This window comes from Mesorhizobium silamurunense (assembly GCF_014843825.1).
GTDB classification, from domain to species: domain Bacteria; phylum Pseudomonadota; class Alphaproteobacteria; order Rhizobiales; family Rhizobiaceae; genus Mesorhizobium; species Mesorhizobium silamurunense.
In genome coordinates this window covers 1-14,138 of sequence record NZ_JHQR01000023.1, presented here as the reverse complement: position 1 = coordinate 14,138, position 14,138 = coordinate 1, and the positions used below count along the sequence as shown (strand labels likewise).

The window sequence follows — 14,138 nt, the reverse complement described above, 5'->3', positions numbered from 1 at the left end:
AAGGTCATGGTGGCGACGAAGCCGGTCGACTTCCGCAATTATGTGGAGCGCAGGATTATGCTGAGTCCGCAGCGGCTCGAGCGACTTCTTCCTTCTGTTACAATATTTTAGCCTACCAGGAGGCTTCCTCCCTCGACATAATTGTTCTCGTCTCTCGGCGTTCTTTGACCTCAAGAGGGAGACCAGACGTGCCAAAGTCGAACGAAGTTCTGCCGGAATGTTCACAACTGATGGACTCGGGCGCCATGCGTCCGTTTGTGGAAGCATTCACGAGACGATTGTCGATCCTGGGATATGCCCGCCTGACGGTGTCAGGCTACCAGGACTCGGCGCGTCATTCGGTCAGTGGTTGCGGAGCACGAAGATCGGCGTCGCTGAAGTTGATGACGATGTCGTTCGCCGCTTTGCGCGGCATCGATGCCGCTGTCCCGGCATCCGCCGAGCCGATTATCTTTCCGCCAAATACGTGAACCGAGCGCGGCGGTTCGTGGGCTTTCTGGTGGAATGCGGGGTGGTGGCGCCGTTGAGGGAGGATACGTCGCGCGCCCATGACGACCAGGTCCTTGCATTCCAAACCTGGCTGAGACGGCACCGGGGGATTTCCGAACGCACCATCTGCCGCCATGGCCGTATGGTCATGCGGCTGCTTCCCGCTCTCGGTCGTGATCCAAAGCTGTACGATGCCGGTCTCATTCGGCAAGTGATCCTTTACGAGGCCCAACGAAGCTCGCGGGCCTACCTCAAGACGATGACGATGGCGCTGAGGGGCTACCTTAAATATCTCTCTGCCCGAGGCTTATGCCAACCAGGCCTTGATCAGGCCATCCCGGCGGTCCCTTGGCGACTATCGGCATTGCCGCGCTACATCTCTACCGCGGAAGTAGATCGGGTGATCGCATCGTGCGATGTCACGACGCCGCGGGGCATCCGCGACCGTGCGATCCTACTGCTGCTCGCGCGTCTCGGCCTACGTGCGGGTGACGTTCGGGACATGCGCCTCGACGACATCAACTGGCGGGAGGGAACCTTACGTGTCCGCGGCAAAGGACGCCGCGAGATCCGGCTTCCGCTGCCCCAGGCCGCCGGCGACGCGATCATCGACTACCTGCAAGAAGCGCGTCCAGATGCCGCCTGCGAGCAGATTTTCCTGCGGACCGCTGCACCGCATCAGCCACTGGCGAGCTCAAGCGTCTCAAGCATGGTCAGACTCGCGCTTGAGAGGGCGGGCATCAACGACGCTCCTTCCCGAGGCACCAATCTGCTCCGGCATTCCGCAGCGACTGGCATGCTGCGGGCCGGCGCCACGCTAGACACGATCGGAACCGTGCTTCGCCATCGATCGGTCGACACGACCGCCCATTACGCGAAGGTCGACATCAATATGCTGCTTCATATCGCCCAGCCTTGGCCGGGGAGCGCGTCATGCTGAGCCAGGACCTCGCACGACATGCGGAACTGCAGCGGATAATGGGCTTCAAGTTCCGCGTCCAGCACAGGCTGCTGAAGAGCTTCACCGCTTTCGCCGAGGCTCATGGCGATGAGTACGTTCAAGTTGCTCGCGTGCTCGAATGGGCGACGCTCGCACCCTCCGCACAGCAACGGCGTAATCGGCTGCTGACGGTTCGCCGTTTTGCGCAGGCAGTCGCTGCCGAGGATCGGCGCCATGAGATCCCGGCCGCCGACGCCTTGGGCCGCAGCCTGTTCGAGCGGCGGATTCCTCACATCTACACGGCGGACGAGATCGCCGCGCTGATGCGTGCGGCGACCTGCCTCAAGCCATCTACCTCGATCAGACCGCTCATGTACGAGACCCTCTTCGGCTTGCTTGCCGTCACCGGAATGCGCATTTCCGAAGCCCTCGCTCTTCAACTCGATGACGTAGCCGCCGACGGCCTGATCATCCGGCAAACCAAGTTCCAAAAGAGCCGCATGCTGCCACTCCACCTCACGACATGGGACGCCTTGGACCGGTATTTGTCGGCGCGCCGACGGGTCGGAACCTTGGACAGCGCATTAATACAGGCACGCCGCCATCCTATAATACCGTAATCGCCGTCTTCCTCCGCCTTGCACGATCGGCCGGCCTGAGAGGGGAACCCGGTCAACCGGGACCCCGCATTCACGATCTGCGGCACACCTTCGCCGTGCGCTCTCTTGAGCAATGCCGGCATGATCACGATGCTGTCGGTCGCCATGTCGTCGCGCTCAGCACCTACCTCGGCCACGCCCACGTCACCGACACGTACTGGTATCTGCATGCAACGCCGATCCTGATGGGGCAGATCGCGGCGGCCGGCGAGGCCTTGCATCAAGGAGCCGGCACATGACCGCGCTGGCTCCTCATCTCGCCACCTTCCTACGAGAGCATCTGCCGCGCGAGCGGCGGGCGAGCCGGCACACTTGCGAGGCCTACGCCTACAGCTTTCAACTGCTGCTGCGCTTCGCGGCTGCCCGACTGGGGACCACCCCGTCCGGCATCGAGATCGAACAGCTCGATCCACCGCTCCTCCTGACCTTCCTGGAGCACATCGAGGACGAACGCGGCAACTCGGCGCGCACCCGCAACGCCCGTCTGGCCGCCATCAAAGCCTTCTTCCGCTTCCTCGAGTACCGGCTCCCGTCCTGTCTGGATCAGGCGCGCCGGGTCAGGGCGATCCCAATGAAGAAGGTCGATGAGGCGCTCGTCAGCCATCTCAGCCGCGTCGAGATGCAGGCTCTGCTCGATGCGCCGGACCCCCGTCGGATGCCCGGCATCCGCGATCGAGCGATGCTGCATCTAGCCTTCGCCGCGGGGTTGCGCGTCTCCGAACTCGTCAGTCTCCGCATCGACCAAATCGACCGCCAGACGGTTGCCAGCATCCACGTGATGGGCAAAGGACGCCGCGAGCGTGTGCTGCCCTTGTGGAAGGAGACCACGACGGCGCTGAAGGCCTGGCTAGCGGTCCGCCCGGCGAGTGGCGATGCCGAGCTCTTCCTCAATGCCGCAGGACGCGCGATGACCCGCTCCGGATTCGAATATGTCCTCGCCAAGCACGTGGCCACCGCGGCGCTGAAGCAACCGTCCATCGCCGATAAGCACGTCACTCCGCATGTCTTGCGCCACTATCTACCCCGCCCGACTATGTCGGGTAGCTAGAGTTCTGCCCACGATTCCAAGGGTTTATGCGATAACATGTAGAGATAGTTTGTAGCCCTTCCGGCAATCCAGCTTGGAAAGGGAGCAAACAATGAAGTGTTTCATCAATGATGATTTGGCGTTGTCGCGGCCACCAGAGGGCCCGGTGGCGAGTTATATCGTTCCGTTTGCCGAATGGCTCGGTGATCGAGGCTACGGTCTTGTTTCCATGAGGAACCAGGTGCTGCTGGCCGCAGGCTTCAGCAAGTGGCTCGGGCAAAAGGGGATTGAGCTAAGCGACATAGGTGGAGACCATCCTGGGCGTTATTTGCTGGACCGAGCGCAGCGGCCAAAGCTTGGAGATACCGCCGCTCTTCGACATCTACTGGCTTTTCTGCGAAGCCAGAACGCAATCGCCGAAGCGATTGAGGCCGACCACAACCCATCGCCGGTAGAACAACATGTGCAGGCATATGAGCGGTATTTGCATCACGCGCGGTTCTGGTCAAACGATCATAAATTACCGGCCAGTTGTCCGGGATTTTCTCAACTTCCGCTTCACTGATGGTGAAGTCTCGCTCGCACAATTGCGTGCCGTCGACGTGACCGATTTCGTGCAAAAAGCGATTTCGCGTCTCAACATGCGACGCGCCAAGATCATAACCACCGCACTGCGGTCGTTTCTCTCCTATGTGCGGTTTCGTGGGGACATCACGTCAGACCTGGCGGCAGCGGTCCCGATCGTAGCCAACTGGTCGCTTTCATCTATTCCTCGTGCGATCGGCCGCGACGAGGTAACTCGCTTACTCGCCAGCATTGACCGCGATACGCCCGTCGGGTGCCGCGACTACGCGATGATCCTCGCATTGGCGAGGTTGGGATTGCGATCGAGTGAGGTAGTGTCGCTCGAACTCGACGACATCGATTGGGTCGCCGGGCAGATCCGTGTGCGTGGCAAGAACGGTCAACGCAACGACCTTCCGTTGCCAGCGGACGTTGGCGAGGCAATTTCCGACTACCTGCCGAAGGCGCGCCCACGCAATGCCGACCGTCGCGTCTTCTTGCGCGACAAGGCCCCGATCCGCGGGTCCAAGGGGCCGAGTGGACTCGGATCGATCATCCGACGCTCACTGAAGAGGGCCGGCATCGAATCTCCCACAAAGGGAACGCACCAGTTCCGACACGGCCTTGCCTCAGAGATGCTCCGTGGCGGTGCCTCGCTGGGTGAGATCGGTGAAGTTCTGGGACACCGTCATCTGCAGACAACAGCGATCTACGCCAAGGTCGATCTCGACGCGTTGCGAACGCTGGCTTTGCCATGGCCGGGAGAAGCCCAATGAGCACACTCCGACAGGCTGTTCAGGAGTACATCGAGATGCGGCGAGGGCTGGGGTTCAAGCTGCGAGAGACAGAACGGGGATTGATCGATTTAGCCGCGTTCCTGGAGGCCCATGATACGCCATATGTCACGACGGAACTGGCCCTTGCCTGGGCTCAGCGACCGTGGCGCGCGCAGCCTTCGCATTGGGCGAGACGGCTGGGGTATGTCCGCGTATTCGCCCGTCATCGAGTTGCCGCTGATCCGCGAACCCAGATTCCCCCGGACGGTTTGCTACCCTTTCGCCCGAAGCGAGCTCGGCCTTATCTCTATTCAAAGGAAGACATCCAGCGCCTCTTGTCCGCAGCGCTTGAGATGCCGTGCCGATATACTCGCTCAAGCTCAGGCCATGGACATATTATTGCCTGTTCGGATTACTGAGCGTTTCCGGCCTGCGCCTCGGCGAAGCCCGTAACCTCAAACTTTCGGACATCGATTTCGATGCCGCTGTGCTGACGATCCGCGGTACGAAGTTTGGAAAGTCCCGTCTTGTGCCGATGCACGCATCAACGTGCGCAGTGCTCCAGGATTACGCCGCCGACAGCATTGCGCGGCCCAGGCGGCGTCTCCTTATTTGTTCACTTCCCGGTTGGGCAACCGCCTTGATGTGGGAGACATTCATCGAACATTCTATACTCTGTCTCGCCAGATCGGCCTGCGCGGTGCAACCGACAGCCATGGCCCGCGTCTGCATGACATGCGCCATGTGTTTGCGACGAACACACTGGTGCGTTGGTACGAAGCCGAGCAAGATCCCGAGCGGCTCCTGCCCATTTTGTCCACCTATCTCGGTCATGTCCACGTGGCCGATACCCAATGGTACCTCACCGGTTCACCCGAGTTGATGAAAGAAGCAATGCGCCGTCTTGAGCGCCGCTGGGAGGATCGGACATGACCAAGCATGCCAGCCTGGCGCCACTTTTGGAGCGCTTTTTCACCCAACGCCTGATGCAACAGCGGCAGGCAAGCCCCCATACGATCAGTTCCTATCGCGATACATTTCGGCAGTTGCTGAAGTTCGCGGAACGAACATTGCATAAGCCGCCGTCTCGATTGAGCTTCGCGGAAGTCGATGCGCCGTTGATCGTTGCCTTCCTTGATGACCTGGAGAACCATCAGGGTATCAGCGTACGCAGCCGCAACCTGCGCCTCACGGCGATTCATTCCTTCTTTCGCTACGCGGCCTTCGAGGCACCCGAGCATTCCGCCCAAATCCAACGCGTGCTTGCAATCCCCAGTAAGCGCTTCACTCGAACCCTCGTTAATTTCCTGACCCGCCCTGAGGTCGATGCCTTGCTGGCCGCACCGGATCGATCGACCTGGTCCGGGCGACGCGATCACGCGTTCCTGCTGGTCGCCGTGCAGACCGGATTGCGGCTATCGGAGATCACTGGTCTCAAGCGCGACGATCTGTTCTTCGGCACGGGCGCCCACCTGCGCGTCATTGGCAAAGGGCGCAAGGAACGCTGCACCCCGTTCGCCAAGTCTACGACCGCAGTCTTGAGAAGCTGGCTGAAAGAGCCTCAGCGCGGAGAAGAGAGTATCCTGTTTCCCAGCGCCAGAGGTGAGCGGCTGAGCGTTCATGGCGTTCAGTATATGCTGAACAAACACCGCCAGACCGCCTCTGCCATTTGCCCGTCGCTGAATGGAAAGCGCGTCACTGTTCATCGTTTGAGGCACACGATGGCCATGGACCTCCTGCAGGCGGGCGTCGATCGCGCCGTCATCGCTCTGTGGCTCGGCCATGAATCCGTCGAGACCACACAGATCTATCTCGAGGCGACGTTGGCGATGAAGGAGGCGGCGTTGGCAAAGACGTCCCCCTATTCCGGTAAGTCATCCCGATTCCGGCCCGACGACAATCTGCTGGAGTTCTTGAACAGCCTGTAGATCGCGCTGACTATGTCGGGTGGCCGGGGTGTTTCTGCGGGAAATTTCCTTTTCTGAGGCTTTTCCTGCGCCGTTGGCACGACTTTTGAAGGCGATGTCACGGTAACTTCTTGTGAGGAGTCGCTGGGGTAGACGCCGGTTCATGAATGACGCGCTCATCAGCTACAAACGCCACCGCTTTCCCGCCGAGATCATCGCCCATGCGGTGTGGCTATATTACCGGTTCCCATTGAGCCTGCGCCTGGTCGAGGAAATGCTGCTGGAGCGCGGCATCGTCGTCTCATATGAAACGATCCGCCGCTGGGGGAAGAAGTTCGGGCCCGAGTACCTTCGCCGACTGCGCACGTCAAGGTGCCGAAGACGCATCTGGCGCCCGGCTACAGGGCTACGACAAGCCGACCGCCGACGGCGCGATCGTCCAGATCATCCAGGTGGCGGTCGACACCGGCATCGCGCAGGCGGCGATCGACGAGACGGTCAATTTCATCAGGACCAAGAGCCGTTCCTGGATCGACAGCGGCGTATCGACAATGCCTGGGACGATCCCTACACGATCCAGGCCATCGGCGACCTGACGCTGCGTCTCCACGCCGCGCAGGCGCTGCTGGAAAAGGCCGGCCTCGCAATCGATAAGGCGGTCGCCGAGCCATCGGCGGAAACCGTCGCATATGCGCAGATCGTGACGGCGGAATCGAAGATCCTGTCGACCGAGATCGCCATTGCCGCGACCAACGGACTGTTCGAATTGGCCGGCACGCGTTCGACGCTTGCCGAGCACAATCTCGACCGGCATTGGCGCAATGCGCGGACCCATACGCTGCACGATCCGGTGCGCTGGAAATACGCGATCCTCGGCAAGTACTTCCTCAACGGCGAAAAGCCGCCGCTGCACGCCTGGAGCTGATCGCAGTTCGCCGAGGGCCGTCGGCCTCGTTTCACCATGCGGTGGCCCGGCAGGGCCGCCTGTCTCTCAATCCTGGAGCCACCCCCGGAGTCTGTCCCATGTCAAATCCTTCTGTCGTCGGCTTTTCCGGTAACATCACCCGCCCATCGAAGACACGCGCCTTCGTCGACCTCGTCGTCCAGGACATCGCCAACCTGCATGGTCTGTCGGGACGCACCTATGACATCGACGATGTCGGACCGTCGCTCGGCAGCGCCAGATGGGCGCGCGACCTTGACGCAAAGGCGCAGGCGATCCTGGCGCAGGTCATCGCCGCGGACGTACTCGTCGTCGGCTCGCCGACCTACAAGGGCAGCTATACCGGACTGTTCAAGCATTTCTTCGACCTCATCGATCCGACTGCGCTGAAGGGCGAGCCGGTTCTCCTGACGGCGACCGGAGGCGGCGAGCGCCATGCGCTTATCGTCGAGCATCAGCTCAGGCCACTGTTCGGGTTCTTCGAGGCCTTTGCGCTTCCCACGGCCGTCTACGCCACAGACAAGGATTTCACCGATGGCCCCCGGAAGGCCGAACCGCGGGTGAAGACCGGACCTGGAACGCGTAATATAATTGGATTGCTGGCATGCTCCTCCCGGTATTATCAATGAGGGCTCCTGTGCGTATTGGAATGCTATGATTGGGAAATATCCGGCGCCGCCTATGCCACGCAGGAGTATCCGGACTGATGAGCGAGAAAATGGACCGTTCTGGAAATTTCGTGGCCGAGAAAATCGCGGCCGGAGAAGGAGCCTTTCTCTCTCCAGCATTGGAACAGGGCTCAAAGCCGGAGTGGGGGAGGCAGACGACGATGCACGCCGTAGCGTTTCTGCGGACGAGGTGTTTGACCGGCTAGAGGCAAAACACGCCGAGAGAGCAAGATCTAAGATCGCCCGGCGGCTAGCTGACGGTTTCCCTACCTATCGCTTCCCCTCCATGCGCTATTCGGAAGGAAACAGGATAGCCTCATAATCCTGCGCCCCGTTCAGGATGTGCAGGATATCAATACGATCGGTGCCGATATGGTAGAAAATAAGATAATTTCCGTGCGGCAAACGGCGCACACCGGTGTGCTCATACCGTGGCACGAGCGGGAATGCGCGGGGCATGTCGGCCAGCTTGAAACAGTGATCCACCAGTTCGGCGACGAAACTGTCAGCGCGGCTGGGATTATCCTTGGCGATGAAGTCGCCGATGTGTTCGAGGTCGGTTAGGGCCTCATCCGTTATGACGATGTTCACGCACCAGATTCTTTCGCCATTTGCTGGTACTTATGGCGCAAACGCTTCGCTACCGTTTCCAGCGGCGTCACTCGGCCAGCGTCGGCGTCGGCAAGGCCCCTGGCAATTGCCGCATCCAAGGCGGCAAGTCGCTTTTCGCGTTCCTCAACCAGCCGTACTCCTTCGCGCAGAACCTCGCTGCGGGATTGGTAGCGGCCGGTTTTCAACAAATCGGACACGTACTGCTCCAGGTGGTGTCCGAGATTCGCACTGCTGGGCATAATGCACCTCCTTGGTTCCTTATATAGCACGACGTGATAACTGTTATCAACAAATCCTGGCTCTGGGCGACGCACCGCGCTACACCGGGTGAGGTAGGGAACGTCCTGTTCAACACCAAGCTGCTGAACCCCAAGTCCTTAGGTGCGCTGATGTCCTTGGATAACAACCGCAGCCCTCCAGCTTCAAGGCGACGCCCCCTAAAGAGGAAAGATCGATCGCTACACTGAGATGCGCAACATCTATGCCCACATGAAGAGCAAAGAGTGCAATAAGACTCCGGACGAGATTCGCAATATGGCCGCCTTTGGGAAAACGACCCCGAGGCGCACGCGGATACGGTCCCAACTCTGAACGATCGTTATCTTAGCTGTCCACTGGAAGCCGGGCGTTCCACACCTCCCCCGCCCGATACGCGGCTGCCGCCACGATGGAACGCCCCTCACTCCGGCTGATGTTTTTCACGTTCAGGTGAAAGATGGCCACAAGCCTCCCCACGGCACGGACGGGGGACGGGGGGTGTCCCCCAGCGCACCTGCCGGTTTTCTCCGGTTTCGATCTCGCAACCGGTTAGAAAACCGAGCATGCATCCCCCCTTTACCCAATGCGTACACGTTGGGGCGATGCGTAGGTGCGCTGTACGCATTGGTACAAAATCCCGCCGGTCATGCAAGGCGGGTCCGCTCAGGCCAGTGTCTCAGTTTGACATTTGCGGGCTGAAAACCGCCCCTTGACGCAACCGCAGACATCAGCAAGTAGCGATCTATCGAGGGTGCCCCAGGTTGCTGCCGTTTGTCTGCGAGTCAAACCCCGCCGGCGGGCCCTTAAGGTGCCGATGCAAGCTCCGGTCTCATTAAAGTTTCATGAGAATTTTCTAATATTTCTGCTTTGGGGGAACATTGAGTGGACGAAAACAGCTCGTATCAGGAAGCCTACCGCCTGGAGCGCTTAGAGAACGGCGCAGCGACCGCGTTGGCGACTTTCTATTCGGCAAAGGAGGCGTTGACCCTCATTCCAAGCCTGGATCAGAACTACCGGCTAATGCTCGGCGACAAGCAGATATGGCCGCACAAGACTTCATCTACCCGTCATACTGATACGGCAGATTAGCCAAGGGCCGACCCTCCCAAGTGGCCTTGTTCCCTGACCTCTCTTGCCCGGATTGCGACCGGGCATTCTTTTATGTCGGGTTTAGTTTCGCCTTGATGGAGCTGACGGCCTTCAAGATGGCGTCGGCTGCGTACTCATCAAGCGCGATATCCAACAAGCCTTCCGTGGTCTGGATCGAGAGGATACCTACCGTTCCCTTGTCATCCTCGACCGTGCTGACATGGATTTCTGTCGGCACGAAAGGCGCGGCTTTGTCCTTGCGCTTCATCGTTCACCCGTGGCACTTGCGGGCGACAATCGCGCAACCCAGTGTCACGTTCAAGCGGACTTAGGGCCGGGTTCTCTTAGGGACCGCGCTTGCCCGGCTTCGGCGCAAAGGCATCCACCGCCTCGCAAAAGTTTCTTTCATCGGCCAAGCTCCTTTTGAAATGAAATCTCCAATTCTTTCCCCACCCCGCTCGCTCTCAATTCTCAAACAGGTCGAGGGTCTCAGCCTTTGGCTGCTTAGGCCTGGCCTTGCGAACGTTGATGGCGGCCGCATCGAGACGGTTCTTGAGGTGCACGGCATAGTGCTTCTCGATCATTTCGACGCTCGTGCGGCAGTTTTTGGCGACCTGGTAGATATCGGCGCCTTCAAGCAGCCGGAAGCTGATGTAGCTGTGGCGCAGCGAGTAGAGCGTGCGCCGGTTGCCCTCGCGGTCGAGCTTCAGCCCGATCTTGTCGAGAATGCCGTTGAACTGCTTCTTGTGGTCAACCGGGAACAGTTTGTCGGTCGGCTTCGGCTTGTTGCGGGTCACCATCCGCTCAAAGGGGAACACGGCGCCTGAGGTGCTTTTGCAGTACCCTACCCCGCGCTTGCCGCGCACCTGGATTTCAAGGATCTTCTGACCGCTTGCCTTGTCCTTCACGATCTCCACGTCCCGGTACTCAAGCCAGTTGGCTTCGTCTGGCCGAAGACCCGTGTTGGCCAGGAACAGGATCTTGTCGTGGAGCTGCTCAGCCAGCCATACGCGATGGGCTTTTTCACCCTCCTTCGCCTTCTTGCTGGCTTCCCGTGCCTGTGACAGACCGCGAGATCCACCTCTACATAGACGACAGCGGCAGCAGGGAACCAGACTGAGAGCCGAAAGAGAAGCGCCGTGACGAGATGGACTATTTCGCCCTTGGCGGGATCCTCATCAATGAGGAGCACGTCGACGAGCTCTACCGCCTTCACAAGTCCTTTTGCCAGCAGCATGGCATAGACTATCCGTTGCACTCCTGGGCCATCAGGGGTGGGCGTGGCGACTTCGGCCGGCTGAAGAAGCCGGAGGCCGCCTATGAGTTTTTGAGCGACCTGGAACGGATGCTGCTATCGTTGCCGGTCATCGGCATTGCAGCCGTAATCGACCGACCGGGGTATGTGGCCCGCTACCGGGACCGCTATCAGGATCAGCTCTGGTTCATGTGCAAGACCGCCTACTGCATTCTGATCGAACGCGCCGCCAAATACGCCTGCAGCCAGGACCGCAAGCTGCGCGTGTTCTTTGAGCGGGCCGGCAAAGCCGAAGACCGCGACCTGGTGGCCTATACGCGTATTCTGAAGACGCAGGGCACGCCTTTCGACGGCGCCAATTCAGCCAGCTATGACTCGTTGACCGCACAAGAGTTTAGGGACATCGTCCGCGGTGAGCCCCGTGGCAGGACCAAGGCCACGCCTATGATGCAAATAGCCGATCTCTACCTCTATCCGATGGCCAAGGGCGGCTATGACCCATCCTACCGCCCCTACAGGGCCTTGATGAAGTTCAATTCGTCTTCCGGGTCCTCGTCTTCTTCTGACGAAGGCTCTATCGACAGCATGATCATCGCGAACCCGTCCCGCTGCGTGAGGACCTGCTCGTATAGCTGGGGTGCAGTTCGTCCACGCTGCACGCTCAACCAGACACCGGCGTCCGTTTCGTCGATCTCGCTGGGTACGCCTTCCTCGTGTCTACGCCGGCGCAGCAGCGAGTAAGCTGAGACCGGCGCCCCCTTCCCGGCTGACAGATACGGAAACTTCGAAGGCTCCCGGTACGCCCGGAGGATCTTTCCATTATGCACGATCACGAGTGCATTGCTGCTGTGCGTTGAGCAGGCTTCAGGGCCTTTCACAATCGTCGGCACGGCCTGTGTTGAGTTCAACGTCTGACCGACTTTGGTCACCACTGCAACAACGACGCCGTCCATGGGCGCGCTGACCTTCGTGTAGTCGAGCTTTGCGCGAGCATTCTCAACGCCGGCCGTCTTCTCAGCGATCTGCGTTTCAAATGACTCGACTTTGGCCTCCAGCGCCAAGAACTTCGCTTGCGCGTCCGCCAGTTCGGCGGCCGATGCTGCCTTCTGCCCACTCAGCGTCTTCTGTCTCCGGAAGACCAATTCGGCCTGTTCCAGCTCTATTCCGCTTTCCTTGCGCTGTGCCTTGACATTGGCGAGGTTGGCATCGGCAATGCGCAGTTCGTTTTGCTGTTGCGTAGCATCGATTTCGGCGATCAAGTCGCCAGCCTTGATCGTTTGACCGAGCACGACATGCAGCGCCTTCAATTGGCCCGATACTTGGGCGCCAACGCTGACCATACGGGCAGGTTCCAAAACGCCGTTCGCAAGAACGGTCTCCTCGACCGACCCGAGCACCACAGGTTCCGTGAGGACGGGATCGCGCGTTTTGCGTTCGAAAGAGCCGGTCGCGGACGCGATGGCGAACACCACCGGGGGGATCCCCAGGACCCAGACGAGCGCCCTTGTCTTACCCTTCAGCAAAACTCACACCCGCTTTGAGAACACATTGTTTTAGCCGGACGCTGTGGTGCGACGGAAACGCCGAGAATCTCATCGACCGAGCTGAAACGAGATTGGCTCCGGCATGCGCTTGTTCCGCTGAGAGGTTTCAACCAGCGCGGAAAACTTGATCGCGAACGCGAACACACGAAGACGTAGATGATGGTGAAGTGACGGGCGAGCATCATTGTCCCTTTCGGAGGGCGGTAGCAGCAGCAACAAGCTCAGGGCGAGTGCCATCGGGCCGAAGAGAAGGCTGGCACGAACAAGGCTCCTGTGTCGGTGCATTGCGAATTTCAGACGTTTGCTTTGGCCGCACTCAGAAGCTCCCCAGGACACCGCCGATATGAAGCGCGACCAGAGCCAGCATGAGATTGGCAAGCGCCTCATGCTCCGACCCATTCGATGGCCCAAAAGGCGTCAGTCGTTTGTAGCGAGCCAGGTACGGCCAAGTGTCGTCGAGGTCAGTAAGGCAACCACCATCAATGCTCCCAACGGATTGTGGCCGAGATATCGCGCTTCACGATTGAAGATCATGTCCTCAGCATGAGAGTGTCTTTCGGACCGCGGATGAATTGCGTAAAGCGGGCATCTCAATCGGACCACCGAGATGCAGCTTTTCATTCCGTTAGAATGAGTGTTGGAAACGGAGGATGCCGCCGACGCTGTTCTTCTTGTCGGCGTCAGTCCAGTTCAACTTGGAAGGGTCGACCATGTCGACGCCGAAGTTGCCGTAGTCGTCATAGTCGACTTCGGCTGTGAGCGTGAAACCTGGAACGACCGTATAGGCGACGTTTGCAGCCACACCATAGTTCTTGAGCTGATCACCCGAGATCTGAAGATTAAACGAAGTTTTCTCGTTGAACTTGTAAGTAGCGCCGGCCCAGAAAGCCCAATTGCCGCCCCAGGTTTTGTAGAAGCCGCGACCATGAGCGTCGATTGCGTCAGTGGCGTCATCGTTGAGCTTGCCATTGGAGCCGTGGCCGAACATTCCGAACAGCGACAGTTCGTTGGTGACGTTGATATCGACGCGGACCTTGCCGGCCACCGATTCGTAGTTGCTGTCATAAGCGACAACGCCAGTGATCGCGCCCCAGCCTTGTGTGTATTTCACGCCGCCGACTACGTGCGGTACATAGCTGTCGATAGTGCCGACTACGCCCGAGCCTTCTTCGAGTGAAACCACAGCCGAAAAGCCGTTACTGGCGTCAAAGTAGTATTGAACCACGTTTGTATCGAAGTTGCCGTACGGAACAAGAATTTGATTGAGGACGTTCCCGGCGTAGCCAATATATGTGTCGAATGCCGACCAGTCCTTACCAACTCGGAGGCCACCAACCTGAATCCAAGCGGAAGTCAACGTGAGGCCTCTGTTGAAGGAATAGTTCTGAGGACTGCCGGGACCCGAAG

The 14,138-nt window shown here is 59.5% G+C and carries 18 protein-coding genes and 4 pseudogenes; 15 read left to right on the top strand and 7 right to left on the bottom strand.

Annotation, left to right across the window (positions count from 1 at the left end; all coding sequences use genetic code 11):
* Positions 1 to 188 precede the first annotated feature (188 nt).
* From DH10_RS36570 to msuE, 13 genes and pseudogenes are all read left to right on the top strand, one after another.
* On the top strand, positions 189 to 470 hold the full coding sequence (locus DH10_RS36570; RefSeq protein WP_246811470.1) for a hypothetical protein: 282 nt from the start codon (positions 189 to 191) through the stop codon (positions 468 to 470).
* Between the two features lie 17 nt (positions 471 to 487).
* Positions 488 to 1,429, top strand: coding sequence for a tyrosine-type recombinase/integrase (locus DH10_RS02665; RefSeq protein WP_343221457.1), 942 nt, complete (start codon positions 488 to 490; stop codon positions 1,427 to 1,429).
* Complete coding sequence (locus tag DH10_RS02660) at positions 1,423 to 2,049, top strand: tyrosine-type recombinase/integrase (RefSeq protein ID WP_246811469.1); 627 nt, start codon at positions 1,423 to 1,425, stop codon at positions 2,047 to 2,049. The genes DH10_RS02665 and DH10_RS02660 overlap by 7 nt, the downstream gene beginning before the upstream one ends.
* Before the next feature lie 95 nt (positions 2,050 to 2,144).
* Positions 2,145 to 2,327: a site-specific integrase gene (locus tag DH10_RS36565; RefSeq protein WP_246811468.1), complete on the top strand. Its 183-nt coding sequence runs from the start codon at positions 2,145 to 2,147 to the stop codon at positions 2,325 to 2,327.
* On the top strand, positions 2,324 to 3,136 hold the full coding sequence (locus DH10_RS02655) for a tyrosine-type recombinase/integrase (protein WP_246811467.1): 813 nt from the start codon (positions 2,324 to 2,326) through the stop codon (positions 3,134 to 3,136). Before DH10_RS36565 ends, DH10_RS02655 begins: the two co-directional genes overlap by 4 nt.
* 91 nt (positions 3,137 to 3,227) lie before the next feature.
* Positions 3,228 to 3,680 carry a hypothetical protein gene (locus DH10_RS36560; protein ID WP_246811466.1) on the top strand — a complete coding sequence of 151 codons (453 nt, stop codon included), beginning with the start codon at positions 3,228 to 3,230 and terminating at the stop codon, positions 3,678 to 3,680.
* A complete protein-coding gene (locus DH10_RS02650; RefSeq protein WP_246811465.1) occupies positions 3,589 to 4,455 on the top strand; it encodes a site-specific integrase in 867 nt (288 codons plus the stop codon). The genes DH10_RS36560 and DH10_RS02650 overlap by 92 nt, the downstream gene beginning before the upstream one ends.
* 358 nt (positions 4,456 to 4,813) lie before the next feature.
* Positions 4,814 to 5,017 (top strand): annotated as a pseudogene (locus DH10_RS36555) (tyrosine-type recombinase/integrase); the annotation flags it as partial.
* A 50-nt stretch (positions 5,018 to 5,067) separates the two neighbouring features.
* Positions 5,068 to 5,388 carry a site-specific integrase gene (locus DH10_RS36550; protein WP_246811473.1) on the top strand — a complete coding sequence of 107 codons (321 nt, stop codon included), beginning with the start codon at positions 5,068 to 5,070 and terminating at the stop codon, positions 5,386 to 5,388.
* Positions 5,385 to 6,383 (top strand): site-specific integrase, encoded by a 999-nt coding sequence (locus DH10_RS02640; protein WP_192384157.1) that lies wholly within the window; start codon positions 5,385 to 5,387, stop codon positions 6,381 to 6,383. The genes DH10_RS36550 and DH10_RS02640 overlap by 4 nt, the downstream gene beginning before the upstream one ends.
* 142 nt (positions 6,384 to 6,525) lie before the next feature.
* Positions 6,526 to 6,726, top strand: a pseudogene (locus tag DH10_RS02635) (IS6 family transposase); the annotation flags it as partial.
* Positions 6,726 to 7,287: pseudogene (locus tag DH10_RS02630) on the top strand (acyl-CoA dehydrogenase family protein); the annotation flags it as partial. The pseudogenes DH10_RS02635 and DH10_RS02630, both read left to right, overlap by 1 nt.
* Before the next feature lie 98 nt (positions 7,288 to 7,385).
* Positions 7,386 to 7,934, top strand: a complete 549-nt coding sequence (gene msuE, locus DH10_RS02625; protein WP_192244376.1) for an FMN reductase — start codon at positions 7,386 to 7,388, stop codon at positions 7,932 to 7,934.
* A gap of 330 nt (positions 7,935 to 8,264) precedes the next feature.
* Here the strand turns inward: msuE and DH10_RS02620 are convergent, their stop codons facing one another.
* Positions 8,265 to 8,564, bottom strand: coding sequence for a type II toxin-antitoxin system RelE/ParE family toxin (locus DH10_RS02620; protein ID WP_192244378.1), 300 nt, complete (start codon positions 8,562 to 8,564; stop codon positions 8,265 to 8,267).
* Complete coding sequence (locus DH10_RS02615) at positions 8,561 to 8,824, bottom strand: type II toxin-antitoxin system ParD family antitoxin (RefSeq protein WP_192244380.1); 264 nt, start codon at positions 8,822 to 8,824, stop codon at positions 8,561 to 8,563. The genes DH10_RS02620 and DH10_RS02615 overlap by 4 nt, the downstream gene beginning before the upstream one ends.
* A 901-nt stretch (positions 8,825 to 9,725) precedes the next feature.
* Here DH10_RS02615 and DH10_RS02610 point away from each other — a divergent pair.
* Positions 9,726 to 9,932: a hypothetical protein gene (locus DH10_RS02610; RefSeq protein WP_192244382.1), complete on the top strand. Its 207-nt coding sequence runs from the start codon at positions 9,726 to 9,728 to the stop codon at positions 9,930 to 9,932.
* 70 nt (positions 9,933 to 10,002) lie between these two features.
* Here DH10_RS02610 and DH10_RS02605 read toward each other — a convergent pair whose 3' ends face one another.
* The 3 genes from DH10_RS02605 to DH10_RS02595 form a co-directional block, all read right to left on the bottom strand.
* Positions 10,003 to 10,200 (bottom strand): hypothetical protein, encoded by a 198-nt coding sequence (locus DH10_RS02605; RefSeq protein ID WP_192244384.1) that lies wholly within the window; start codon positions 10,198 to 10,200, stop codon positions 10,003 to 10,005.
* 196 nt (positions 10,201 to 10,396) lie between these two features.
* Positions 10,397 to 10,840, bottom strand: coding sequence for a site-specific integrase (locus DH10_RS02600; protein ID WP_246811464.1), 444 nt, complete (start codon positions 10,838 to 10,840; stop codon positions 10,397 to 10,399).
* Positions 10,837 to 11,169: a hypothetical protein gene (locus tag DH10_RS02595; RefSeq protein ID WP_192244387.1), complete on the bottom strand. Its 333-nt coding sequence runs from the start codon at positions 11,167 to 11,169 to the stop codon at positions 10,837 to 10,839. The genes DH10_RS02600 and DH10_RS02595 overlap by 4 nt, the downstream gene beginning before the upstream one ends.
* On the opposite strand from DH10_RS02595, the pseudogene DH10_RS37795 reads away from it, so the two are divergent.
* A pseudogene (locus DH10_RS37795) lies at positions 11,080 to 11,610 on the top strand (DUF3800 domain-containing protein); the annotation flags it as partial. The gene DH10_RS02595 and the pseudogene DH10_RS37795 overlap by 90 nt on opposite strands.
* 89 nt (positions 11,611 to 11,699) lie before the next feature.
* On the opposite strand, the gene DH10_RS02590 reads toward DH10_RS37795, so the two are convergent.
* Together DH10_RS02590 and DH10_RS02585 are read right to left on the bottom strand one after the other, a co-directional pair.
* Positions 11,700 to 12,659 (bottom strand): efflux RND transporter periplasmic adaptor subunit, encoded by a 960-nt coding sequence (locus DH10_RS02590; protein WP_343221454.1) that lies wholly within the window; start codon positions 12,657 to 12,659, stop codon positions 11,700 to 11,702.
* A gap of 697 nt (positions 12,660 to 13,356) precedes the next feature.
* The coding region (locus DH10_RS02585) for a porin (RefSeq protein ID WP_192384156.1) at positions 13,357 to 14,138 on the bottom strand (782 nt) is incomplete at its 5' end.

What these genes read in the sequence shown, in the direction of transcription:
- DH10_RS02660 (WP_246811469.1), top strand. Translation starts at nt 1,423, where the DNA reads ATGCTGAGCCAGGACCTCGCACGACATGCGGAACTGCAGCGGATAATG.
- DH10_RS02655 (WP_246811467.1), top strand. Translation starts at nt 2,324, where the DNA reads ATGACCGCGCTGGCTCCTCATCTCGCCACCTTCCTACGAGAGCATCTG.
- DH10_RS36560 (WP_246811466.1), top strand. Translation starts at nt 3,228, where the DNA reads ATGAAGTGTTTCATCAATGATGATTTGGCGTTGTCGCGGCCACCAGAG.
- DH10_RS02650 (WP_246811465.1), top strand. Translation starts at nt 3,589, where the DNA reads ATGAGCGGTATTTGCATCACGCGCGGTTCTGGTCAAACGATCATAAAT.
- DH10_RS02640 (WP_192384157.1), top strand. Translation starts at nt 5,385, where the DNA reads ATGACCAAGCATGCCAGCCTGGCGCCACTTTTGGAGCGCTTTTTCACC.
- msuE (WP_192244376.1), top strand. Translation starts at nt 7,386, where the DNA reads ATGTCAAATCCTTCTGTCGTCGGCTTTTCCGGTAACATCACCCGCCCA.
- DH10_RS02615 (WP_192244380.1), bottom strand. Translation starts at nt 8,824, where the DNA reads ATGCCCAGCAGTGCGAATCTCGGACACCACCTGGAGCAGTACGTGTCC.
- DH10_RS02605 (WP_192244384.1), bottom strand. Translation starts at nt 10,200, where the DNA reads ATGAAGCGCAAGGACAAAGCCGCGCCTTTCGTGCCGACAGAAATCCAT.
- DH10_RS02595 (WP_192244387.1), bottom strand. Translation starts at nt 11,169, where the DNA reads ATGCTGCTGGCAAAAGGACTTGTGAAGGCGGTAGAGCTCGTCGACGTG.